Genomic DNA, 24,214 nt, shown 5'->3' with positions numbered 1-24,214 from the left:
CAAATATGAGCCAGTCAGCATACTAGATGTAAATACTAATACTTAAATCAGATGTATATTCTATCACATATCAAAGCAATCAAAAAGACCCACGTCACACCTAAAGTGATCAGTGGATCTTTATAAATTCATGTTAAACTCACGAATTCTGTATATTAAGCGATCTGCTTCTTAGCAACTTCTGTAAGAGTCTTGAAGCCTTCTGCATCATTAACTGCCATCTCAGCAAGCATCTTGCGGTTGATTTCAACACCAGCAAGCTTGAGGCCATGCATAAGAGTGCTGTAGCTCATTCCGTTAAGTCTAGCAGCAGCGTTGATACGAACGATCCAAAGTGATCTCATATCTCTCTTCTTCTGCTTACGACCTGCGAATGCGCTTGTAAGAGCTCTCATTACAGACTGCTTTGCGATTCTATACTGCTTGGAACGAGCTCCTCTGTAGCCCTTTGCAAGCTTTAATACTCTATTGTGTTTCTTCTTGGCATTTAATGCGCCTTTTACTCTTGCCATTGTAATTTCCTCCTAAATAATCTAAAAAACTACGAACTGTCTTACTAAAAATTAAAGGTAAGGCAGGATCTTCTTCATTGTCTTAACAGATGTAGCATCTACAAGAGCTGGCTGACGAAGATTTCTCTTTCTCTTTGTAGACTTCTTAGTCAGAATGTGACGCTTGTATGCCTTGTTTCTCATAAGCTTGCCTGTGCCTGTTACTTTGAAGCGCTTGGCAGCTGCTCTGCTTGTTTTCATTTTGTGCTGCATAATAAAAATCCTCCTATTTCTTACGGTATCTGCATGTACTTTTTTATTTCTTCTCAGCTAAGAACATAACCATGCTTCTGCCTTCTGCTTTAGGCTGCTTCTCAACTACTGCGCAGTCTTCGAGCTCCTTGGCAAAATCAATCAGAACATGAACGCTCGCTCCCATATGAGCCATTTCACGACCTCTAAAACGCATAGTTACCTTGACCCTATTGCCTTTTTCAAGGAATTTCCTTGCAGCATTGATCTTAGTATTAAGATCGTTTGTATCGATATTGGGAGAAATACGAATCTCTTTAATCTCAACAGTCTTCTGTTTCTTACGCGCTTCTTTAGCTTTGCGAAGCTGTTCATACTTGTACTTGCCGTAGTCAACTACTCGGCAAACAGGGGGTTTTGCATTTGGTGCGATCTTGACAAGATCAACTCCTGCTTCCTCTGCGACTTTGCGTGCATCCTGGATTGACATAACTCCAAGCTGCTCACCACTTAGTCCTATCACACGAACTTCCTTGTCTCTGATCTGTTCGTTAATAAATAAGTCGTTAATGGTTATTACCTCCGATTAAAATAAAAAAGTGGACACGCGAGACGCATCCACTTATAATCAAACCGTACAGACAAAAGAGTCTGTCTGAAGTTATAAACACCTGAAGCATATGCCGCAGGGTGAGAGTGGATACTCTGCTTTGTTTTCAAACATTAGTAGATTATCACGATAGTAACCCTTTGTCAATAGTTTCAGTTCAAAAAGGCAAAATAAAAAATGATCAAAAACAACAATTTAAAAAATAATATCAGCAATACAAACTTTGATGTCAATCTTGAATACTATAAGATATTCTATCATGTGGCCAAAAACGGCGGGATAACCGCTGCCGCCAAAGAGCTTAGCATGTCACAACCTGCTGTAAGTCAGCAGATATCAGGTCTTGAAAAGCAGCTGGGCGTATCTTTATTTAAAAGAAGCGGACGAGGCATCGCTCTTACATCAGAAGGAAGCCTCCTATATAAATATGTAGAAAAAGGCTACAAAGAAATACTTCAGGGTGAAAAACGCCTATCTCAGCTTCTGCATTTGGAAGCAGGAGAAGTCAGAGTCGGAGCAAGCGATATGACTCTTCGCTTTTTCCTTCTGCCATACCTTGAGAAATTCCATCAGCTATATCCCGGTATCAAAGTCACCGTAACCAATGGACCTACTCCCGAAACCCTCAAATACCTCGAAGATGACCGAATAGATTTTGGCGTTGTATCATCTCCGTTTCCTGAATATATAAATAAAGAAAACATCACTTATATAGATGTTCGCGAAATTCAGGACTGTTTCGTAGCAGGAAGATCTTTTATCCAATATAAAAATCATATGATAGATCTTCAAGAGCTTGAAAATCTGCCGCTTATAACTCTTGAAGGCCAGACGTCAAGCGGCAGATATGTAACTGAATTCTTAAAAAAGAACAATATAACCATACATCCTGAGTTCGAACTAGCCACCAGTGATATGATCGTTCAATTTGCAGAGAGATCTCTTGGCGTTGGCATGGTTGTCAGGGATTTTGCAAAAGAAGATCTGGACAACGGAAAACTCTTCGAACTAAGATTCAAGCAGCGAATCCCTCCAAGACACCTGCGACTTGTGACTGACACCAAACGTCCTCAGTCCCTTGCATCTGCAAAGCTGCTGGAACTGATCAAAGCCAAGGATTAAATGCGCTTTATTCCAAGCTTTTTAAGCTCATCCATCATCTGCTCGATACTTTGGAAATGGATACCCTTTATCCCTGATCTGATGGCTCCGATGACATTTTTCTCTGTATCATCTATAAATACGCACTTATCAGGGGTGAGGTCGTAGCGTTTTATGATCAGTTCGTAGATATCGCTATCAGGCTTGATCACATGGTCCTTATAACTTAAGATACCGCCGTCAACATAGTCCAAAAAAGCCATCTCTACCTTGTTGGTATCTACTGCATTCTTGGAAAAATTAGACAGAACAAGCACTCTGTAATGTGCTTTCTTGAGCCCTTCGATAAGAGGAATTGATGTACTTCTAAGCTTAACTATGCCCTTGAAATCATCAAAGCCCATATGTATATACTCGGAAAGTTCAGGACTCTGTTCACAGAGCTTATCAATAATCTCTTCATGGCTCATGATGCCACGGTCAAACTCGTTCCAGATATCAGTTCTTACGGTTGCATCGCCAACCTTCTCAATAAGATCTTCAGGAATTCCCTTATCTGCAAGCATCTGCCTCCAGGAGAAGTCTACAAGAACATTGCCTATATCGAAGATGATCGTATCAATATAGCTTGAAGGCTTTCTCGGAACTGCATTGCCATACTTGTCATGATCCTGATCGGAAGTCATAGCATCAAGAGAAGCTATTGTATGTCTTCCTGTAAAAAGACCTATCACCCATATCATAAGCCATATAAGTATCGTAATACCTACTGTTCCGCCTACAGCTGTTATAAACAGTTCAAAAGAATTGGCAGGAAAGATAAATGCCAATATAAACAGGGCTATATACATCCCCACAAGAAGTACAATACCAATTATTGCGGCTATTCTCTTAGCCGTCCACTTATTTGCTGAATTATTATCGCTCAAAGTAAATCCTCCTAACTAAATTCATAAGATCGTCTATACCACAATATGACATATGCCTTTTAAAGTCAAAGAAGCTTTATAAAAATATCGCAGCCACGATCTTTGATCAATAGCTGCGATATACTCAGTCAACATTTTTCTGAAAAATCTTTTTTCTAAAATAACTTTTTTAAAATATCTTTATTTCTAAAATAGATTTATTTCTAATAATTCTTTTTCTAAAATATCATTTCTTAAGAGGGCTCTCTCTGTAGATAATATCCTCACGAGCAGGACCATTAGAAACCATTGTGATCGGGAATCCAATCTGCTGTTCGATGAAGTTAACGTAATTCTTGGCATTCTCTGGAAGCTCGTCAAAGTTCCTTATTCCGCGGATATCGCACTTCCATCCCGGAAGAGTTACATATACAGGCTTAGCCTTCTTAAGCTCTCTTGTTACAGGGAACTCTGTAGTCTCCTTGCCATCAATCTCGTATGCTACACATACCTTGATCTCATCAAGATATCCAAGATCATCAAGTACTGTAAAGGCTACATCTGTAGCGCCCTGAAGTCTGCATCCGTACTTACTTGCAACACAGTCATACCAGCCCATACGTCTGGGTCTTCCTGTTGTAGCACCGTACTCTCCGCCGTCTCCACCGTGATTACGCATAAGGTCAGCTTCTTCTCCGAAGATCTCTGATACGAACTCACCAGCTCCTACTGCAGAGCTGTATGCCTTGGTTACAGCTACAATCTCTTTGATCTCGTAAGGAGCGATTCCTGCTCCAAGTGCGCCATAAGCTGCAAGTGTGTGTGAAGAAGTAACCATAGGATAGATGCCGTGATCAGGATCCTTCATAGTACCAAGCTGTCCCTCAAGAAGGACTGTCTTGTTCTCTTTAAGAGCCTTATCGAGATACTCAGAAACATTGCCAATATAAGGACGAACCTGCTCTCTCCAGTCTACGATCGTATTAAAAAGCTCTTCCTGGTTAATAGGATCTGTATGATACAGGTGTACTAAAAGTGTATCTTTAATAGAAGCGATATTAGCTATCTTCTCCTTGATAGTCTCATCATCCTGGAAGAACTCATTGATCTGCCAGCCAATCTTAGCAAACTTATCTGAATAGAAAGGTGCAATACCGGACTTGGTAGAACCAAAGCTCTTACCTGCAAGACGAGCCTCTTCAAGTGTATCGAACAGAATGTGATATGGCATCATAACCTGAACTCTGTCAGAGATCATGATCTGTGGCATCGGAACACCCTTTTCAGTAACTTCCTTAAGTTCTCTCATAAACTTAGGAATATCGAAAGCCATACCATTACCAATAATATTCATAATATTCGGATGGAATACTCCGGACGGCATTGTATGAAGAGCAAATTTACCATACTCATTTACAATAGTGTGACCTGCATTGGCACCACCCTGAAAACGGATAACAACATCTGCGTTATCTGCCATCATATCTGTAATCTTTCCCTTGCCTTCGTCGCCCCAATTGGCTCCTACAACTGCCTTAACCATAATTATTATCCTCCTGAAATTGTTATCTCCAAATAACAAATAGATTTTAGTGACATAAGACATGAACCTGTCACCGTGATTACTATAAAACATTTTTGTTCATAAGTAAAATCAATATTTTTTTATGTTACGCATAAGCCACGCTTATATATTTTGAAAATTGTCAATATCGAGCAAAATTTAGCCAAAATTAGCATTATATTAGATTGCAAGCGCCATATTTTTATATTAAAATATAGTTGTTTGAAATATTTTAGTAATTTGTAAATCATTATGGTAAAGATGACAGATCTCATCATCTTATTCTTAAGGTCAAATGTGTTTTCTTCAAACACAAACGTCATCATATGTATTGATCATAAGCAGATAAATTGAATTACTGTATAGGGGGTATCATGTTACATATCAAATCTCTTTCAGAAGGACTGGACCTGTTCAAAGCACTCGGATCAGATATCAGAGTGGAGATCGTTAAGATTCTTTTGGACAATAACGGAATGAATATGAACGAGCTTGCATCTCGTCTCAATATCACCAACGGTGCTCTTACAAGCCATATCAAAAAGCTTGAAGAATGCGGAGTTGTCACAGTATCATCTGAAACCTCAGGACACGGCAATCAAAAAATATGCTCAGTACATCTTGATAAAATACTAATCGACCTTCAAGATGAAGCCAAGGATGAAAACGTATATACTACTTCGATAAAAGTTGGTCTTTTTTCAGACTATGAAGTATATCCTACCTGTGGTATAGCATCCGGATCACAGCTCATAGGCCAGGTTGATGATACAAGATACTTCTCTCATCCAGACAGGTATCATGCTGATATTCTATGGTTTACTAAAGGTCATGTAGACTATGTGATTCCTAATTTCATTCCTTTTTCACAAAAAATTGATGAGATCTGCATCTCAGCAGAGCTTTCATCAGAAGCACCTGGTGTCAACAACGTATGGCCATCTGATATTTACTTTTATCTAAACGATGTAAGCCTTGGCTACTGGACATCACCGGGAGACTTCGGAGATGTCAAAGGAATCTTCACCCCTGACTGGTGGTTCCCTAACTGGAATCAGTATGGTCTTCTAAAGATGCTGGTAATAAACCATAAGGGCACCTTCATTGATGGTCTTCAGATATCTGACGTTACCATCGACCGATTCAATCTTACAAGTAAGAGCAACATCAAATTCCGCATGGAAGTTCCTGATACAGCTGAGCATGTTGGCGGTCTAACTATCTTTGGTAAGTCATTTGGCAATTACAATCAGGATATCGAAGTCAGAATGAGCTACAGTCCTATAGACTCTGAATAAATAAAAAACCTTCCCCAAAACTAAAAGGGAAGGTTTTTTATTTATATACTGATCAAACTAAAGTTTACGTCTTCCAATACTCTTTCTGACCTTACCAAAAATATAAACCACACCACATATTGCAGCAAATCCTGCAGATACGTAGAGCATGACGTCAATATTAAAATGAAGGTATGAAAGGCTTACAAAGCTTATAATAAGGAGCATGAGCATCATCCAGCCAAAGGCTATTGCTACCACAAAGACGAATCCCAGTATACCTTTTAAAAGGTTCAGAGGATTAAACTCATCTTCCTTGGCACGCCTATAAGCGGCTTCTTCAGAGTCTGTTTTAAGGATGTTTATCGCTTTTTGTTCGCTTAAAGCGTTTTTACTATTTCTATATTTCTTTTTCATTAATCTACCATCCTAGATCCCCATACCGTAATCTGTGAATCCTTGCCAAGAGCAGTAAATGTCATAGTCTCTACGCTGCTGCCTTCTATATTCATAGAAACAGTAACTCCGCTATATGTATCGCCGTTAAATGAAAGCTCAATATAAGGAGTGCCATCTTCAAGACTCCAGGTGCCTTCAAAAGCGCCTGTGATACTGCCGTCTTCATTAAGAGTGATAGTCTTTGGCGCATTGTAGTCAAGATTCTTGTAGTCTACATCAAGATCATGAACTATAACTTCGTAGTCGCCGGCTACTTCAGATATCTCATAGCCATCTTCCTTCAATGTCTCTCCATCAGTAGCATAAGGAGCTGCCACAAGCCATCCTTCCTTATTGACAAAAAGCTGATGGATCTTGACATAATGGCCTTCTGATCCGTTTGTAGTCCTTGTGTGGAATACAATATAAGCCTTGCCGTCATCATCTACAAAAGCTGAGTTATGTCCCTGAGCGACCTGACCTATAGACATGGTCTTCCACTTATATCCTCCGAAGAGTCTGACACCTATACCTGTATTATAGTTAAAAGAATATGTATCATAGTAAGGCGTATTTCCAAGTTCGTCAACATAGTCTCCATCAGGCTTAGTAGATCTAAACACCCTTATATTATAGCCGCCTGCAGCTTCAAGATTACCATATGAAATAAAAAGATAGTAATAGTCACCTATATGCTGTATATAGGATCCCTCTCCCGAAACATAGGCTCCGCCTGCTACTAAAGTTCCAAAATATGCATCGCTGTGAGCCTTGGTCTCATAACTTACATTGTAGTCTCTAAGGCCTGTCTCTTCATCAAGTTCCAGCATAAAGATACCGCCTGACCAGGAACCATAACTCATCCAAAGCTTGCCATCCTGATCATAGAATACACATGGGTCTATACAATTAGGATACATATCCCCCCATTTCTTGTTGTCAACGCCGTATGTAACATAGCGCTCAGGAATAGTATCCGTACCAAGAACAGTTCCTGCATCTGTCTGACTGAACGTATCTTCGTTAAATCCGCCATATACAACAGATCCTGCATATTCATAAGGGCCGTAAACACTATCTCCTGTAAGAAGGACTATATTGGACTTCCAGTTGTCTCCATTAGCAGACAGATAGATACAGTACTTGCCCATTGTTTCATTATAGATGATATCAGGAGCCCAGAGATATCCGAACCAGTCACCGTTTTCATCATCATTCCACTCTCTTATCTTTTCTATAGTTTCATCAGAAAGAGATGCTCTAAAATCTGCAGTCCTATTCTCCCAGTCAAAAAGATCATCTGATGATGCACTGGTAATATGAGTTCCTACAATATAGTACTTACCATCTTCATCCTTGAATATAGACGGATCATGCACTGATACAGTACTTGCTGTTTTCTTATCTTGGTTATCAAACTCTCTTACAACTTCTGTCATCTTCAAATTCAGAACGCAGCGAACCGTTGCTTCCTCTCCTTTATAAGTGATCATTACATAAGGCCTTAGAGATACATCAGTAGATGCCGATGCCAGATTAGGTGACACACTCTGACCCTCTCCTCCAATCAAAGTCCCTTCTATGGTATAACTCTCTCCGGCTCTTAACATTGGAATTTCATCAGGCATAGAATCTTCTGACGCAGCCACAAGATTATCAGAATTGGTATACTGGAATTTCTTACCTGATATCGTATAGTCCTTAGTATCATTACTAACTACTAGCGTATAATGAACCTCTTCTCCATCTTCATACGAAAGCTTATCTGTAGAAAGAGTTACACTTACACCGTCTTTAGACTCATAGTAAGTATTACCATTAAGCCCCTGCACCTTGTCACCAGCAACATCTCCCTGCCCCGAAGATGCCTCTCCAGCGCCGTTAACATCCAAAGACGATTCTCCCCCGCCGCTGCACCCATTAACTGCCATCATCACAAGAAGCGAAAGCGCAGCAAACGTCCTGCGAATCTTTCGAAATCCACCCGCCTTTGCACCCTTGGTCGCACAATGATCATTATCCGAAACATTACTAATATCATTAAAACTTTTACCATCGCTATACATAATCCAACTCCATTAGTCTTATATTTGCATCATTTCTACATCTCGCCTAATATCTTAAATCCACACTTTCTAATAAATACAAATCCATTCCTTATATACTCATTAGAAACCAACATCTTTCAGCCACTTCATTCTAATAGTACATTACTAAAACCACTTGGGGATACTGGTCTGTCCAAGTGGTTTTAGTAATGTACTATTCCGGGTGCAAATAGCACCCGGAATAAAATAACAGAAGGAGGAACTATTTATTTAGTTTCTACAGACATAATGTCTATGTAGCACTCTTCACATGTAAGGAGCATGTACATAGGATCGCCTGCAGCACATGTTGTAGTCCAGCTAGTCTTATTAGTGAACTTGTTGCCATTTCTGTCAACGATGACAGCATCTACTACCATAGAAGTACCATCTCTTGTGATAGTAAGAGTTACATCAGCATCTTTCATAGCATCAAGCCATGTAGCCCAGTCATCACCCCAGCTTGTCTCATAGGTTACATCTCCACCGTCAATATCTACGTCCCAGCCATAAGCATCAGCACGAATAGCTGCATACTCAACATGATCAGCAGAGCCAACGCCTTCATCAGGATTAGGATTCTGATGAGCCTCTGTCTCTTCGTTAGTAAATACCATTACGTAGTTGTCCCAGTTGTTGACACCATCAGAATAGTTCTTGAAGTTAACAGTAGTTGTAGTACCATCAGCAATCTCGATAGGTGTTGACCAGTCTGTCCACCATGCATTTGTAAGATCTGTAGAACCTACAGAGTCTATAGCATCAGGATCTGCCACAACACTTATAGCATCCTCGATTGAGAGGATATCGATATAGCAAGCCTCGCCTGTAATTGCGAAGAAGCAGTCATCATCAGCTGTAATATCAGCAGGGAATGTAACCTGGCAGGTATTAGCTGATCCAAGATAGTCAGTCTGAACAGCATTAACAGTAAGTTCAGAACCGCTTCTTGAGATTGTAAGCTCAACATCAGCTTCCGTCATAACCTGCTGAAGCCATGTGCCCCAGTTGCCCCAGCTGTAGTTAAAGAGCGCAGAATCAATATCTCCGTCAGGAGTCCATCCAAATGCATCGGCTCTTACACATGCATATTCCTTGTGATCAGCTGATCCGGACTCATTAGGATCCTCGTGAGCAGGTGTCTTTTCGTTAGTAAAAAGAACTGTATAGTTATCATAGTTATTAACGCCATCTGACCAGTTCTTAAGCTTTACAACTTTGGTCTCACCATCCTTAAGCTCTGTAAACTCTGACCAGTCACTCCACCATGCATTAGAAAAATCTGTAGCACCAACGCTATCAATAGCACTTTCATCTACTTTAAGAGTCACTTCATGAGTTGGAGCATCATATGTGGAAGTAGCATCTCCGGCCTCATACAAAGCTTTGATCTGACCTGCGTCAAGTACATAGTCATATACATAGATCTCATCGAATGCACCCTTCATGATAGCATCCCAGTAGTTGATACCAAGAAGGAAATCAAAGTTATCAGACTCAGCCATAGTACCGCTTACAACATATGTAGGTCTTACATTGCCATCTGAATCATAGCCAACAAGCTCTTCTCCGTTAAAATAAAGATGTGCAACAATAAGTGTTCCATCCTCAGAAAGCTCAGAAGGATCAACTGTAAGAGTTATGTTGTTCCACTCGCCTACATGAGTATTGGCTTCATCCGGATACCAGTTAGGCCACTTGGCATCATCAAGCTGATCATAAGCCCATACGCAAGGGAATGCGCTTCCGTCAGGATTCCAGTCTGCCCATGTGAAGTTAACATAGTGCTGACCACCTGTAGCATCTCCGTGAATATCAGGACCATACTGAAGAGTTGGCATATAGTTAGCTGATCTTTCTGAATATACCCAGAAGGAAACAGAATACGTATCACCTACGCCGTTAACATCAAGCTTTGCTCCCTTACTTCCATCAACATAAAGGGCATTGCCACTTACACCGTTAACATAATTAACTGCATCATCTGTAGTCTGAACGATAGGTGTTGCCGCAGTATCCTGAATAGCTGCATGTACTCTCTCATCTTCTTCATCGAAAGAAAAATAGTACTTGTAGTCATCAGGAATCTCAGTAGCCGCTGCGCTCTCTGTAGCCTGTTCTTCCTTGTTTTCTTCCTTTGCAGTTTCCTGACTAGATGCTTCCTGTGCTGATGAATCAGCCTGACTTGCTGTATCACTTCCAGAAGTTCCGCAGCCTGCAAGAAGAGATGATGTCATGAATACACCCATCATGACACTTAAAACTTTCTTCTTCATAAAACCCTCCTTATAATATGAAAAATATAATTAAAGCCTTATTACCTGACATGTGGCACAGATTCTATCCATGAATCATCTCCATGGATCATATCCATGCCTCATGTCTTAAACTACCCCGTTTTTACTGAGCAAAAGAATCGACAACCGCCTGATATGCAGCAAGATCTTCTTCAGACAGGACATCATATCCGCTTGGTCCAAAGTAAGAGATCATAGCTTCTGCATGATAATAGTTGGCCTGACGTGTAGCTTCATCAGCGTAGTCAGCAGCCTTAGCTGTGCCTGCATCAACAAGATCATGTATACCGATTGAATTAAAATACTGATCGCAGAAGTTCCAGTATCCTGCAATGCTGTACCAGCCATAAGCAACAGGCCTTGTGATTGATGCAAAATAGTCATCCCAGTAATCAACACTTCCGTCTTCACTTGTAACTGTCGGGAACAGTGCTCTGTATCTGGTCCATACGCCCTCATCAAGTGTCATAGGAACAGGCATATTGGCATGCTTAAGTGCAACACCTGATTCATTAGTGATAGACTCATCTTCATAGATATCAAGACGAGCGTTCCAGCCATCAACGCCAAATGTCATGAATTTAAGAAGAAGGTATGCTTCATAAGGATGTTCGCAGGATGTTGATACGCCGCCCATGTACATATTGGCGATAACATTGTGTTCCTTCTCATCAACAACATTAGGAGTTACATAAGGAACGATATCAAGTCCGTAATAGTCCTGATATGACTGACCATCAATCTCTGTATTCCAAAGATTCTGATATGACCAGAAACCTTCTGAGAATACTGCTACATGTCCTGTTGCACCAAACCATGTGGACCAGTCACCGGACCAGTCTTCCATAGCCTGAGTATTCTGCTGAGGAGCTACATATCCTCCAAGTTTAAGATCTGAAAACTGCTGCTCACCTGTAGCCCAGTATGAGAGATCAAAGTCTGTTCCATCAAAACCAAATTCTCCCTTAAGTGCTCTTTCTTCAGGGGAGCAGGCTGCGATACCATAAAGTGAATCAAGTCTGTTGTAGTAGCCAAGGCCGTAATACTTCATACCTGTTCTGTCATCTACTGTTGCATCCTTGATAAGCTGGATCATCTCATCCCATGTCCAGTCTGTACGAGGCATCTCAAGATTCAGTTTGTTGATAACATTCCTATCAATGAAAATAGCACTTGGCTGATACCATGCAGGTACCGCATACCTTACATCTGTATCGAACATACCTATACCATATTCATTAATAGTTGGCATAAGGTTGGCTGTCTCAGGATCATTGTTGTAATAATCTGTAATATCAGCCCAGTACATATTGGCAAGAGCTGTATCAGAGTCTGTACCTACAAATACATCCGGGAACTGACCTGCTGCAGCTGCTGCAGATAGGTCTGTTGACATATCACTGATGACCTTGGTCTCTACAGTGATATTAGGATATTTCTCCATAAACTTCTCAGCCAGAATGTTAATAGTAGTCTCATCTTCATAGTGCCAGTAAGTAAGAGTTATATTATCAGTAGTAACTCCATCCTCCCCGGAACCCTGCGCTGTCTGACCGGAACCTGTATCTGCATTTGTTGAAGATCCACAGGCAGCTGTGCCAACCACCATTGCTGCGGCCAGTATGCTCGCAGCAGCTTTACTTAAATTCTTTTTCATATATTCCCTCCTTTATTATCGTATCTGATGCCATACCCAATATTAGATCATTCCTAAGACCGGGAAGGCTAATACACATTTTGTGCTGACTAATTCCATAAAAATTATCACTACTAACCAATTGATCTATCACCTGGTAAGGAGTCATTAAAGTCTTGATCAAAGATCATTCACCCGTAATACCCGCTCTATCGATACTCTCTACAAACTGCTTCTGTAATATCAGATACATGATAAGAAGCGGGATGATAGAAAGTGATGTTGCTGCCATACGAACCGACTCATTAAGGCTCGTTGCTGTTGATCCTACTGTAGCTTTAGAAGCAAAGGATGAATCGAAATTCTTGAGCTGAACTACAAGATTGGTCCATATGCTGTTACCTGAAAGTCCCTGAACATACAGCTCAGTAAGATATGATTCATTCCAGTACCATACAAAAGAAAATAAGACTACTGTAACGATAGCAGGAACAGCTGACGGAACCGCTATTCTGAAAAACCTCTTAAAATGACCCGCGCCGTCTATAGCCGCTGCCTCCATTAAAACCTTGGGAACCTGCCTGAAAAACTGATAAAATATCAGGATAAAAATAGGAGCATTAAGTCCGTTACCAAATAGCGCCGGAAGTGCAAAAGTCCATATAGTTCCAAGTATTCCCATATCGTTGTACAGAACATAGGTAGGGATCATGGTAACCTGCTTGGGAAGGATATAAGAGAATATAAGTATCGCCATCATGATCTTCTTGCCCTTAAATTCATATCTTGCAAACCCATATCCAACCATCATATCAATAAGGATATTGCAGACAGTGGGAATCCCAGCTATAAGTATTCCCTTAAAAAAGGAAGCCACAAAATCAAGCGATGCTCCTGCGTCTACATAATTTCTAAGATATAAATGACTAGGAATCCATTTGACCGATGTATCCAAAAGATCATTTTGATCCATAAAGCTGGTACTTATCATATAGAAGATAGGATACAGATATACAAAACCTATGCAGATAAGAAGTCCATATATGGCGATCATCTTGCCGGCTCCCTGCTTTTCTCTTGTTCCAAACATGAATCTGTGAAGCTTTTCTTTGGTAAAATAGCTCCTTAGATCTTTTTTAGTAATCGCCTGAGCCGTCATATGTTGTGAATTTTCCTTTTCTTTGGATTTTTTCCATCCTTGCTGCATTTCTTCTGCCCCTCCTTTCTATACGTTTTGCTTCTCTTTCTTCTTTCTTGAGCTGCTTTTGGTGTTTCTTCACAAGTCTGTCATAGTGATCTTTCTTAGATCCTAATAGCAGGAAGAAAAGAAGTGTTATAAGAGTAATAACCACTGCATACATCCAGGCCATTGCTGATGCATATCCATAACCCTTTTCCTTGGTTCCTGAGAACATAGCATCTTTGATCATGGTAATAAGTTCGTTTTGTTCATTGCCCGAAAGGAATATTACGGAGTATACCGAACATAACAAAATCATAGGTTTGATAGTAGGAAGAGTTATCTTCCAAAAACACTCCCATTCAGAGCCTCCGTCAATCTTGGCAGCTTCATACATGGAAGGATCGACCTTCTGAAGTGCTGACAGGAAAATAAGAATCTGAACGCCTGAATACCACAAAGTCATGATCATATTGGAGAAGATCTCTCCTATTCCCTCTGCTGCCGATGCTGGAAGGACAGTCTCCATAGCCGATACGATAGCCTGTGTATCCATAGCAGGGATACTGGATGCTCCCTCGCTTACCAGAAGGTTCATAACAGGTCCCGATACTATAATGACCGGAAGGAAGAATATAAGTCTGAAGAACCCTCTTGCAACTATCTTGCCATTTAACATGATCGCAATCATAAGTGCGAATACTACTATGATCGGAACTTCTATGAGAGTCTGCCATATGTATGTCACAAGCTGCTGCGGAAATTCAGGATTCTCAAGCCATATCTGAGTAAAGTTACCTGTTCCCAAAAATGTGAACTTCATTCCGTTTGGCGTGATCCTAATGTTGTACCACATATAGTAAAAAGACTGTGCCAGCGGAATAAGAAGAAATGCCAGAACTCCCACAAGCCATGGTGCCACGAACAGATATCCCATTCTGGCTTCTCTTGATTCAAGCTTTCCAAGTTTTATCCTGGGCTTTTTTTCTTTTTTCCCAAAAATCTTCATTTACTCTGCTACCTCGTAAGACATAGTGTCAATCGTAATACCATCTACAGTCTGCGCTGTGTCGCCGTAGTTAATATAGATCACTACACCGTTAGAATATGTAACCTTAGTTATGTTGTTATCAAGAAGCTCGTGCCTTACTATAACAGCATCCTGCGTCTTGTCATGAAGCGCTTTGAACTCTGTATTGTAGCTTACGATAGTATCCTTATATGAACTGTATTCAGAAGAATAAATATCGCTGGAGTTAGTATTTATAAGCTCTGATGAACTCTCCTTAGTGATATAGAAGGAAGGGAATGAACCCGACTCAACCATCTTTAGGAAAAATTCCTTCTTGTTAGCTTCAAAGTTCATGTACTGCGCATATACAGGTATGATTCCTGTTAGTACTATAGAAAGGAAAGGAACTTCCACATCTTCAAGAATGTAGCTTGAAGAGTAAAGCGGCATATCAAGAAAAGCTCTTGTATCTGACCAGTAAGAAGCAATAGGTGTTTCAAGTACAAGCTCCGCTGAATCATACATAGTATCAAGAGTAGACTTATAAGATGCTGCCGTATCAAATCTTGTATACTTATTGCCGCTATAGGTGTAGGTATACATCGTGTTGGTAATACCTGCTATTGCAAGATTATCAACACCGTTTTTGGTATACCCTGATAAGACATCATTCAGAACATCGCCTGTCCTTGAAGGAGTTACATATAGGAAGGTATCGTATACATCTTTGTAAGTCTCGTACTCATAACGCCTTTTATTGACCTTCTTGACTACGTTAAATGTTGCATTCTGCTCATCAGGATTGATCAAAAGAGCATCATCGTAAAGGTATATCTTAATGCCTTTTTCCTCTGACTCTTTGATAAGAGCTGTAAGATCCTTGGTTCCTCCTATCTTGCTGTCAGCCTTGTACTTAGTGATAGGAAGATCATACAAGCCTCCTGCCTGCCAACCCTTGTAAACTGACATAAGCGTTGTAACACCGCTACTTTCAAGATCTTCATAGATATCCCTGATATCATCTGTAGTTGTCATAACTACAGCACTGGTGCCAATAAGCCATGACTCTCTCTCTGTTCCAAGGAAATCAATCCTTGTGTTATAGGACACATCCTGCTTGCTGATAAGTCCGTTATCAAGGAGATATTGTCTGTAGCTTGTAGCCATACCACTATAGTTTGCATCCTCTCCTGAGAGGAACTTGAACCTTATCTGAAGATCAGAATGGCTTCTGTCTGCTTCATATACATGAAGTGAACCTGAAGTAGAATTGTTGCTGGTAGGCTGCGTGTAGAGCTTTCTTAAGATAAATCTTGCATAGGACCTGTTATAATCAATACTCACACCATTGGGCATAACATTGATATCAGCTCTCTGCGCGCCATCTTCGACTATTCCAAGAAAAGCTATCTGATCATCTGTATGAGCTATTCCAAATACCGGAGCCAGGATCTGCTGAGGATCTGTTATAGTGTTATATCTGTCAAGAAGGAGGGTATTAACTTCCGATTCATCAAATCCAACATCCTCTCCATATATAAGAGCCGAATATCCGCTTGAAAATCTTCCCTCTTTGTCATCAAGATAAACAAGTGCACCGTTACCATCAGGGATGAACATATATCCTTCTTTGTCATCAAGGTAGGAACTTCCCATGTACTGGTACATAGATACAGTTCCTATATAATAGGAATCTCCATCTTCTTTGATGGAATCTTCTGCAATCCTTGCTGTAAGTCCCTCATCTGTAAGAGATACTGTAAGTGTCAAGCCAAGCTTATAAGTATTCCAGTAAAGAGTTGCCGTAAAGCCTGTATCTGTATATGTGATCTTCTTGTCCACATCATCATTGACAAGATCTGCCTGCTTGGTATCATCATTGGCACTTATCAAAGTCATGACAACTGCAGATCGCATAGCTCCGATCCATGTGGCATTGCACTTTTGATCATCATAAGTTGGATAGCTTTCAAGCCTTGCCCCTGTTGTCTTATCTTCTATGATGATAGAAAGATCCTCTTCACTTACGTACAGATTATATCCTGAGCTTGATGCTACATATTTATGGCCGTCAAGTTCATCTTGCGCATATACAACGCTGATATTCTCTCCTCCCAGCATATACTCATATCGCTGAGCATAGGAGGCTGCGCCAAGCGCCAGTGCAATTGATAAGGCTGCGCACGTACCTTTTTTTATAAATCCCAAAATCTTATTATCAGCCGCCAATGCGATACACCACCTCTCCTACAAGTGACTGCAGGAAGTCGAATACCTGCGACCACAGTACATAGATAATAAATGCAAGAAGACATACTATAAGTATTGTAAAAACAGTAAGTCCTATGATCTTAAAGGTCTCGCCAACTGTATAGTTGTTGATCTCTCTGATCGCTATGAATATAAGAACCAGGATCCAACAGACCATACAGAACCTGCCAAAGCTTACAAAAAACTCTTCGTTGTATGTAACAACGTGGCTTAAAGCGAAGATAAAAGGCATGAAGACCAAAAACGGTGATGCTGAATAAATAAAGGAACAGTATATAGCCTTGAACTTACCTTCACCGTCATTGATGGTACACATAAGATAATTGCATCCTACTATAAGAAACAGTCCCACGAGGATTATGATGATATCCGATGCAACATCGAACTGTCCCTCTCTTACTGTCTTGAACATGAATCCGCAGAAATACTTGTTAATGATATAGAACACGATCATAAGAGCAAGAAGTATATTAGAAGCAAGTACCGACACCTTGTTCTGACGCTTGATACCATAATTGCCATCAATTGGATGCCTCATGTAAAAGAAAATATATCGAAGCTGTGCTACAAGCTTTTGATTCTTTATCTTCTGTACAAAAGCTTTTGGTTTACTTAAAATATTCTTTTTATTGTCAAGGTATTTAACGATCTTATTAAGAACTATCAGTACAAGGATTATGACGATAACTGTTGACAGATTCTTCTTAAGCCATATATTTCTTATCTCCCAGAAAGAATCTGAGTACAGGTCATTATCTATAGAGAGCTTGGCGTATTTGAGTGCTCCCTCATAATCTCCTTCTTTGTAAAGAGCCTTGCCCATTGCCATATTGGCATAGTCGAAGAGATTGTTCATCATAAGAACCTGTGACAGAGGCTCTTTACTCTCTTCATACCTTCCTTTTGAAAAAAGATATAAAGCTTCATGAAGATAATCAGTAAACTCTGTAGGTTCATAGACCTGAATCTGCGCCTTGTCAGAATCAAGGACATAGATCTTGTCATCGCTTCCTATCTGGATAGCTTCGGCTTTGGTAGAAAGGCCTATCCTCTGCTGACCATCATCCTTACCTCCAAACATGAAAAGCAGCTGACCTTCATTGTTGTACTCATATATAAAGCCCTGCTGCGACACTACAAAGAAGTTATCGTGATTACCAACGGCTATAGCTGCAGGAACCGTATCGCTCTTGCCAGGATCTGTTATCATGTTTACGCCTGCTATATTAAGGCGTTTTAAGGTATCATCACCTTCACCTCTTGTGACAGTATAGATAATACCCTTTTCATCGATTGCCATGTTATCGGGAGTTGCAGGTATATTACCAACCATCTTGGCACGCTGAGCATCCGTAAGAAGCGCTCTCCATACGATAGTCCAGACAGATGCGCTTGTTGCATTGGTTCCGAAATATCCAAGGAAAGTTCCGTTATCAACAGGACTGATCTCAACTATACCATTAGTATTAGATTCGCAGACGATATACATAGTACCTGATGAATTAACCACTATCTTAAGTGGAAGAAAGTCAAGAGCATCGCCGTACATGGCAACTTGCGGTCTTGTATAGGTATGGATCAGTTCTCCGTTTTCATCAAATACGAATATGGACTTGGCATCTCTGTCTGCAACATAGGTAATATGCTTGTCAGTAACATATATGCCCTTAGGTCCTACCAGAACCCCTTCTCCGAAAGTAGTCACAAGATTGCCATCAGCATCACCAACTACTACTCTCTTATTACCGCTATCAAGAACATACATAGTTCCGTCATCAAGAAGAGTAAAATCTGTAGGAGTCATAAGAGATTCATCACCTATCTTGGTGATAGTCTTATACGGAAGATATGCTGTCTGCGTCTCTGTTACAGAATTGTATCCATCTACCGTATAAGTCTTATAGGGAGCGTCAGCATGGGCCGTTAATACATCTGCATTCCAGATAAGGCTGATCCCTATAAGCGCTATCCCTATCGATCTTTTCAGGATATTTTTAAAACTGCTTTTATTTTGCCTTTTTTCAGATATCTTTTTCACTTTCACGTCCTCTTTATGTTTTACTTAATACCGGATGTTGCCATTGTGTTCATGACGCTGTTCTGAAGGATACAGAAGAGGATCAGATTAGGCAAAAACATTATAAGAGATGCTGCAGCTGCAATACCCTGACCAGCTACAGTGTTGGTAGTAGTTGCGCTTGTAAGTGTATTCATATAAAATGCCAGCGACTTAAGTGAATCATCATTGATATAGTAGTTGGCATATTCGATATTGGTCCAAACCTGCTGGAATACAAGGATTGCTGCTGTTGCTATAGCCGGTTTTATAAGCGGGATGATGATGCTTGTATATATCCTCCACTCAGAAGCTCCGTCAAGATATGCAGCTTCTATAAGAGAATCCGGCACCTGATCCACGAACCCTTTTACCAGGAACAGAGCTACGGGAACAGCTATAAGCGGAAGTATCTCTGCCAGATATGTATCTATGAGTCCAAGTTTATTAACGATAAGGTATCTTGGGATCATAACAGCTACAGCCACAAACATAAGAGCTATCTGGTTGATCTGCATCATCATTGTTCTTCCCTTAAACTTAAGCTTGGACAGGGCATATGCAGCCATTGTAGAAAAAAGAAGTGAGGCAAGAACTGATACGATTGTTATAAACACGCTGTTAAAGACATATTTGCTAAGCGGAATACTTGCACTTCTGGAAGCTTTGGCAAGCTTGGCAAAATTATCAAGCGTTGGATTAGTTGTAATAAACTTTGGCGGGAATGCGAACAACTCTTCCATAGGCTTAAAAGCATGGAATATGATGAATATGATCGGAAGTCCCGTCAAAAGGATCATTGGAAGGATCATTATATAGATCTTGATCTGACCTTTTTCGAATTTGTCCGGATTGGTCCGGTGTCCTCTATAAGCAGCCATTTTATAACCTCATGTCGCGAGTGACTAATGGTTCGATATTGGCGGAGCTCGCAGCGCCAATAGTATTTTCTTAGTATATTTTTAATCTAAATAGTATTTACTCATCTGCGCTTCCGAATAATCTGTTAAAGAATACCGAGAAGGCCTGAACTATCAAAAGAAGTACTACAGATACTGCCGCAGCATAACCCATCTCGTATCTGATAAATCCATAGTCTTCTATGTGGTTTACGATAAGCTGAGCTCCATATCCGGGAGTAGGATTACCTGCAAGCATGGTGGATATCGTACCGTTCTGGAAGGCTCCAACTATCTGCATAACTGCTGCAAAGAGCATCTGAGGCTTCATAGAAGGGATTGTCACATATATCATCTCCTGGAATCTATTCTTGACACCATCTATGGCTGCTGCCTCATAGAGACTTTCATCAACATTCAAAAGACCTGCAAGAATTGACAGAAAGCCTATACCCATGCTGGACCAAAGGCCTATTATTATAACTATAGGAAGAAGGTACTGCGCGCTTGAAAGCCAGATGATAGGCTCATCTATAGCACCTATATCCATAAGCCATGAATTGATATAACCTGTCTGATCACCTGTGAACATGATCTTCCACAAAACAGCCATTGCTACACCTGTAGTCATACTGGGTGAATACAGTATCAGTGCAAATACTGTCCTTGGCCCTTTAGTCAGATTTGAAAGCGCCCATGCCAGAAGAAATGCAAGAGCATATCCTCCAAGGCCTACTATCAGAGCATATTTAACAGTGTTTGGAAGGACGTATTTCATAAATACATCATCAGCTGTTATCAGATTGATATAATTCAGAAAACCAACAACTTTGGGAGTCTGGATCGTATTAAAGTTTGTAAACGAAAGACCTATCGCTGTGACAACAGGTGCAAGTATGAAAATTATAAAAAGGATTGCATAAGGACCTGTAAACAGATAACCTGCTCTGTTTGAATGTGATCTGGCCCCTACCTTGGCTTTTGGCAAAAACATTTCTTTGTTTCCCCTTTTTCTGATAGAAATAACTACTTATCGCTCCATAATCTCTCTTACTTTGGAAATAGAAGGAGTTATGTACTCTTCAAGTACGTTGCCATCCGCATCTATATATCCGAATTCTTCGAGCTTCCTTCTAGTCTCTCTGTCAACAGATTTGACTGTTTCATCTATTTCAGATCTTACAGACTCACCGTTAACTACTACATCATTAAAAGCATTGGACAACTCTCGTTCCATCATGTAGCTTCCAAGAAGCCTTGGAGCTTCAAGGATATACTGAGCCTGCTCTAAGATCACATCCTTGTCATCTGTCGGATATGGAAGAAGCGTAAAAGCTTCAAGATTGGCTGTCGGCCAGATATACTCATCTCCGTATAGGATCTGGAGCCTTTGACCAAACTCTGCCTGAACCTGCGCGCTGGACCACCAATCCATAAACTCCCAGGCCTTTTGTTCTCTTTCCTCATCAGATGCAAACATAACTGTGCTCTCTGCTCCGCCCGACATATATCTGACAACTTCACCTGTGCTATCGTCAGTGATGCCCGGCACAAGAGCTATCTCCCATGAATTAGCTATCTCAGGAGCAGCATTCAATATAAGGTTGTAAGAGTTAAAGTCAGCTATACCAATTGGAAGGTCACCGTTTCTAAAATGCTGATAGAAATTAGGAACATCCACAGGAAGATCATATAAAGTGAAAAGCTCTGTAAGCTGTGTGAAGCCCTCAACCGATGTCTCAGAATCAAGCTCTATATCAAGAGCTGTATCTCCATATAGTGATCCGTCATTTTGGAATATAAGAGGTGTAGTTCCATGAAAGTTCCTCATAGCCAGCATCGCTGCTGTAGGATAATATACGTTAAGTCCTCTCATCTGAAGATCCGGCAGCATAGCTATAAGATCATCTATAGTATCAGGTGCCGAAAGTCCCAGTTTTTCCAAAACATCTGTTCTATAGAACATTACATAGAAATTCATAGTCTCCGGAAGTGAATAAAGTCCGTCTCCTACTACCGAGGGAACCAATAGACCGTCAGAATACCTTCCAAATACTTCCTTGTAATTATCAAACTGAGTCAAGTCTACCAAAGCTCCTCTTATAGCAAGATCAAAAGGTATCGAATAGTTGATACCTGTAGCTATATCCGGAGTATCACCTGATGCGTTGGACAAAATAAGCTTCTGCGCATCAGTCATGATGGAGAGATCGACTTCTATCCCTGTTGAAGCAGTGAACTCTTCATCTATCATCTTCTGCATGATCTCTACATACTGTCTGGGGCGGTTGACCCATACCTGTATATGAGACTCATCTGTATTACTTGCAGAGTAGCTCTGTCCAAAGAATGAATAGAAAAACCTCTCTGCACTCATCAAAAGTCCTTCAAAAAAGTTAAGGCCAGAAGGAAGCTTTGCATCATTTTGATATAGATATATCCTGTCTATCGCTATATCATTGTCATTCATGATGTCAACGAAGTTAGCTATCTGTGTATTTATAGAGTTAACACTTGTAGATAGTTCATCTACCCTGTACACAAGCTCGTCAGGTTCATCTGCAAGACTCTGGAGCTGATCAGCTGCGATCAGAAGATATGAAAAAGCTGCAACATCTTCAGGATCATCTGTCCCTACATAAACTGTAGCTTCAGAAGCGATAGCATTAAGGTCATCAACCCAGCCTTGAAGCCTTTCCTGAAGATCAGGAATATATCTTGTAAGTTTGAGGTCACGATATTTATCCTTATTGGTACCTGCAACCTTGGTAACTTCAAGCGACAGATCACTTATCTGTGACATGATCCTGTCAACTTCTTCAAGGGCGTATCTTATATTGTCTGCACTTATGGTAAGTGATATGGTATGATCTCCCTCTTCAAGATATACGCTAAGCGCATTACCATCAGAATCTGTGAATGCTTTGGTGGTAAATTTTGTTGACTTAGTAAGCCAGTAAGACTGAAATGCTGTATTGGGAATCTCATCATCAATCCTGATATCAAGAAATACAGGAAAGTCATTTTTTTCAGACTGTCTGTAATTCATAGCAAGATTGTAATAACCGGCCTTATCTACGTTGAAACTGTATGTGATAGTCTGACCGGCTGTATTGAATGAATCCTCATCTACCAGATTGAGTACTTTCTGCTTAGCAGAAATAGGACTGATAGATGTATCAAATTCATAAGAAGAATGTATAGAAGAATCATTACGATAAGTAAAGTCTTCACCTTCTATAGTGATAAGGCCCTCGCCCTCTGCTGCCTTTGATCCTGTATATTCAGGAATCCTGACAGGTGCTTTTAAAGTGATATCTCCAAGGAGCATAGTGCCTTCCTTAACAGATATACCAAAAGTATGTTCACCTTTTGTAAGCTCTACAAGAAGCGGGCTTGAATATCTGTAACTGGAATCACCCAGCTCTTTGTGTTCCCATCTGACAAGCTTTTGAGGAAGTGCTACGATCTCATTGCCATAACGGTCGATGCTGGTAGTATCTTCTGATACCCAGATAGTCTCAAGAGTTATGCTCCTAGCCTCATAGAAAGGATAACTTCCATCAGCAGTAAACGCGATCTCAAGAGGCAGGATCGATTCATCATAAGACAGATAATCAAAACCTATCTCATAAAGTGCATCCTCAGGAACATCTACAGTTACTTCAATGTAATCAGAATGTGATACATCAGCGACGCTTCCATCTGTATAATCATGACTGTCAGTAGTAAGATATGAAGAATACTCTGTGCCAAGGATATCTTCCATCCTATAAGCGATGTCTTCACCTTCATACTCAGATGACGTATAACCTTTACTTATAGTCGTATAATTAGTGGATAGACGCTCTATATCTTCATCTGTATCAGAAGATGCTTCACCGCCTTCCGATTCGCTACCCAGTTCTGCATCCTCGGCATCTGATACCACGGACGCAGCATCAGAAGCATCCACTTCAGTAGCGTTTACAGATAAGGCATATGTCTGCCCCATAAAAGATATCAATACTACAAAAGCAGTTAAAAGACCAGATGTCTTTTTGATGTTACTTTTAGAACTTCCCCTTAATAATGCCATTTTTTAACCTCATGTCGCGAGCAAATAAAGAACAGTTTTTACAATTTTCTAAAGTTT

General features: G+C 40.4%; 18 protein-coding genes. 2 read left to right on the top strand and 16 right to left on the bottom strand.

Annotated features, from left to right (window positions below; genetic code table 11):
• Nucleotides 1-155 precede the first annotated feature (155 nt).
• The 3 genes from rplT to infC are packed head-to-tail and all read right to left on the bottom strand — an operon-like array spanning nt 156 to nt 1,320.
• The gene (gene rplT, locus I7804_RS07170; RefSeq protein WP_022753648.1) at nt 156-512 is read right to left on the bottom strand and encodes a 50S ribosomal protein L20; all 357 of its coding nucleotides are present in this window, start codon (nt 510-512) and stop codon (nt 156-158) included.
• Between the two features lie 51 nt (nt 513-563).
• Nucleotides 564-764, bottom strand: coding sequence for a 50S ribosomal protein L35 (gene rpmI, locus I7804_RS07165; RefSeq protein ID WP_022753649.1), 201 nt, complete (start codon nt 762-764; stop codon nt 564-566).
• A 43-nt stretch (nt 765-807) separates the two neighbouring features.
• Nucleotides 808-1,320: a translation initiation factor IF-3 gene (infC, locus tag I7804_RS07160; RefSeq protein WP_027203732.1), complete on the bottom strand. Its 513-nt coding sequence runs from the start codon at nt 1,318-1,320 to the stop codon at nt 808-810.
• Between the two features lie 210 nt (nt 1,321-1,530).
• Between infC and I7804_RS07155 the strand changes: the two genes are divergently transcribed.
• The gene (locus tag I7804_RS07155; protein ID WP_248405693.1) at nt 1,531-2,475 is read left to right on the top strand and encodes a LysR family transcriptional regulator; all 945 of its coding nucleotides are present in this window, start codon (nt 1,531-1,533) and stop codon (nt 2,473-2,475) included.
• Here I7804_RS07155 and I7804_RS07150 read toward each other — a convergent pair.
• Entirely contained in the window at nt 2,472-3,383 is a 912-nt protein-coding gene (locus tag I7804_RS07150) for an HAD family hydrolase (RefSeq protein ID WP_110074083.1), read from the bottom strand. The genes I7804_RS07155 and I7804_RS07150 overlap by 4 nt on opposite strands.
• Before the next feature lie 226 nt (nt 3,384-3,609).
• A complete protein-coding gene (locus I7804_RS07145; RefSeq protein ID WP_092041834.1) occupies nt 3,610-4,905 on the bottom strand; it encodes an adenylosuccinate synthase in 1,296 nt (431 codons plus the stop codon).
• A 395-nt stretch (nt 4,906-5,300) separates the two neighbouring features.
• Here I7804_RS07145 and I7804_RS07140 point away from each other — a divergent pair, with 395 nt between their 5' ends.
• Nucleotides 5,301-6,224 (top strand): ArsR/SmtB family transcription factor, encoded by a 924-nt coding sequence (locus I7804_RS07140; RefSeq protein ID WP_027216902.1) that lies wholly within the window; start codon nt 5,301-5,303, stop codon nt 6,222-6,224.
• Nucleotides 6,225-6,281: 57 nt separating this feature from the next.
• Here I7804_RS07140 and I7804_RS07135 read toward each other — a convergent pair whose 3' ends face one another.
• From I7804_RS07135 to I7804_RS07085, 11 genes are all read right to left on the bottom strand, one after another.
• Nucleotides 6,282-6,620 (bottom strand): hypothetical protein, encoded by a 339-nt coding sequence (locus tag I7804_RS07135; RefSeq protein ID WP_248405692.1) that lies wholly within the window; start codon nt 6,618-6,620, stop codon nt 6,282-6,284.
• Nucleotides 6,620-8,707, bottom strand: a complete 2,088-nt coding sequence (locus I7804_RS07130) for a glycoside hydrolase family 43 protein (RefSeq protein WP_248405690.1) — start codon at nt 8,705-8,707, stop codon at nt 6,620-6,622. The genes I7804_RS07135 and I7804_RS07130 overlap by 1 nt, the downstream gene beginning before the upstream one ends.
• A gap of 248 nt (nt 8,708-8,955) precedes the next feature.
• Nucleotides 8,956-11,004 (bottom strand): LamG domain-containing protein, encoded by a 2,049-nt coding sequence (locus I7804_RS07125; protein ID WP_248405688.1) that lies wholly within the window; start codon nt 11,002-11,004, stop codon nt 8,956-8,958.
• A 124-nt stretch (nt 11,005-11,128) separates the two neighbouring features.
• On the bottom strand, nt 11,129-12,682 hold the full coding sequence (locus I7804_RS07120; RefSeq protein WP_248405686.1) for an ABC transporter substrate-binding protein: 1,554 nt from the start codon (nt 12,680-12,682) through the stop codon (nt 11,129-11,131).
• Nucleotides 12,683-12,848: 166 nt separating this feature from the next.
• Entirely contained in the window at nt 12,849-13,868 is a 1,020-nt protein-coding gene (locus I7804_RS07115; RefSeq protein WP_248405684.1) for a carbohydrate ABC transporter permease, read from the bottom strand.
• The gene (locus I7804_RS07110) at nt 13,798-14,850 is read right to left on the bottom strand and encodes a carbohydrate ABC transporter permease (protein ID WP_248405682.1); all 1,053 of its coding nucleotides are present in this window, start codon (nt 14,848-14,850) and stop codon (nt 13,798-13,800) included. Before I7804_RS07110 ends, I7804_RS07115 begins: the two co-directional genes overlap by 71 nt.
• Entirely contained in the window at nt 14,851-17,082 is a 2,232-nt protein-coding gene (locus I7804_RS07105; RefSeq protein WP_248405680.1) for a DUF5696 domain-containing protein, read from the bottom strand.
• Nucleotides 17,072-19,162: a YIP1 family protein gene (locus I7804_RS07100; protein WP_248405678.1), complete on the bottom strand. Its 2,091-nt coding sequence runs from the start codon at nt 19,160-19,162 to the stop codon at nt 17,072-17,074. The genes I7804_RS07105 and I7804_RS07100 overlap by 11 nt, the downstream gene beginning before the upstream one ends.
• Nucleotides 19,163-19,182: 20 nt before the next feature.
• A complete protein-coding gene (locus I7804_RS07095) occupies nt 19,183-20,061 on the bottom strand; it encodes a carbohydrate ABC transporter permease (RefSeq protein ID WP_027206556.1) in 879 nt (292 codons plus the stop codon).
• Nucleotides 20,062-20,158: 97 nt separating this feature from the next.
• Entirely contained in the window at nt 20,159-21,073 is a 915-nt protein-coding gene (locus I7804_RS07090) for a carbohydrate ABC transporter permease (protein ID WP_074755523.1), read from the bottom strand.
• A 36-nt stretch (nt 21,074-21,109) separates the two neighbouring features.
• Entirely contained in the window at nt 21,110-24,157 is a 3,048-nt protein-coding gene (locus tag I7804_RS07085; protein WP_248405677.1) for an extracellular solute-binding protein, read from the bottom strand.
• Nucleotides 24,158-24,214 lie beyond the last annotated feature (57 nt).

The sequence above is a fragment of the Butyrivibrio fibrisolvens genome (genome assembly GCF_023206215.1).
In the GTDB taxonomy this organism is placed as follows: Bacteria; Bacillota; Clostridia; order Lachnospirales; family Lachnospiraceae; genus Butyrivibrio; species Butyrivibrio fibrisolvens_C.
Note: the sequence above shows the minus strand (reverse complement) of the source record. Positions and strands in the feature narration are given on the sequence as shown.

Excerpts from the sequence above, each read along its gene's own strand:
- rplT (WP_022753648.1), bottom strand. The coding sequence starts at position 512 with ATGGCAAGAGTAAAAGGCGCATTAAATGCCAAGAAGAAACACAATAGA.
- rpmI (WP_022753649.1), bottom strand. The coding sequence starts at position 764 with ATGCAGCACAAAATGAAAACAAGCAGAGCAGCTGCCAAGCGCTTCAAA.
- I7804_RS07155 (WP_248405693.1), top strand. The coding sequence starts at position 1,531 with ATGATCAAAAACAACAATTTAAAAAATAATATCAGCAATACAAACTTT.
- I7804_RS07145 (WP_092041834.1), bottom strand. The coding sequence starts at position 4,905 with ATGGTTAAGGCAGTTGTAGGAGCCAATTGGGGCGACGAAGGCAAGGGA.
- I7804_RS07140 (WP_027216902.1), top strand. The coding sequence starts at position 5,301 with ATGTTACATATCAAATCTCTTTCAGAAGGACTGGACCTGTTCAAAGCA.
- I7804_RS07135 (WP_248405692.1), bottom strand. The coding sequence starts at position 6,620 with ATGAAAAAGAAATATAGAAATAGTAAAAACGCTTTAAGCGAACAAAAA.
- I7804_RS07130 (WP_248405690.1), bottom strand. The coding sequence starts at position 8,707 with ATGTATAGCGATGGTAAAAGTTTTAATGATATTAGTAATGTTTCGGAT.
- I7804_RS07125 (WP_248405688.1), bottom strand. The coding sequence starts at position 11,004 with ATGAAGAAGAAAGTTTTAAGTGTCATGATGGGTGTATTCATGACATCA.
- I7804_RS07120 (WP_248405686.1), bottom strand. The coding sequence starts at position 12,682 with ATGAAAAAGAATTTAAGTAAAGCTGCTGCGAGCATACTGGCCGCAGCA.
- I7804_RS07115 (WP_248405684.1), bottom strand. The coding sequence starts at position 13,868 with ATGCAGCAAGGATGGAAAAAATCCAAAGAAAAGGAAAATTCACAACAT.
- I7804_RS07110 (WP_248405682.1), bottom strand. The coding sequence starts at position 14,850 with ATGAAGATTTTTGGGAAAAAAGAAAAAAAGCCCAGGATAAAACTTGGA.
- I7804_RS07095 (WP_027206556.1), bottom strand. The coding sequence starts at position 20,061 with ATGGCTGCTTATAGAGGACACCGGACCAATCCGGACAAATTCGAAAAA.
- I7804_RS07090 (WP_074755523.1), bottom strand. The coding sequence starts at position 21,073 with ATGTTTTTGCCAAAAGCCAAGGTAGGGGCCAGATCACATTCAAACAGA.
- I7804_RS07085 (WP_248405677.1), bottom strand. The coding sequence starts at position 24,157 with ATGGCATTATTAAGGGGAAGTTCTAAAAGTAACATCAAAAAGACATCT.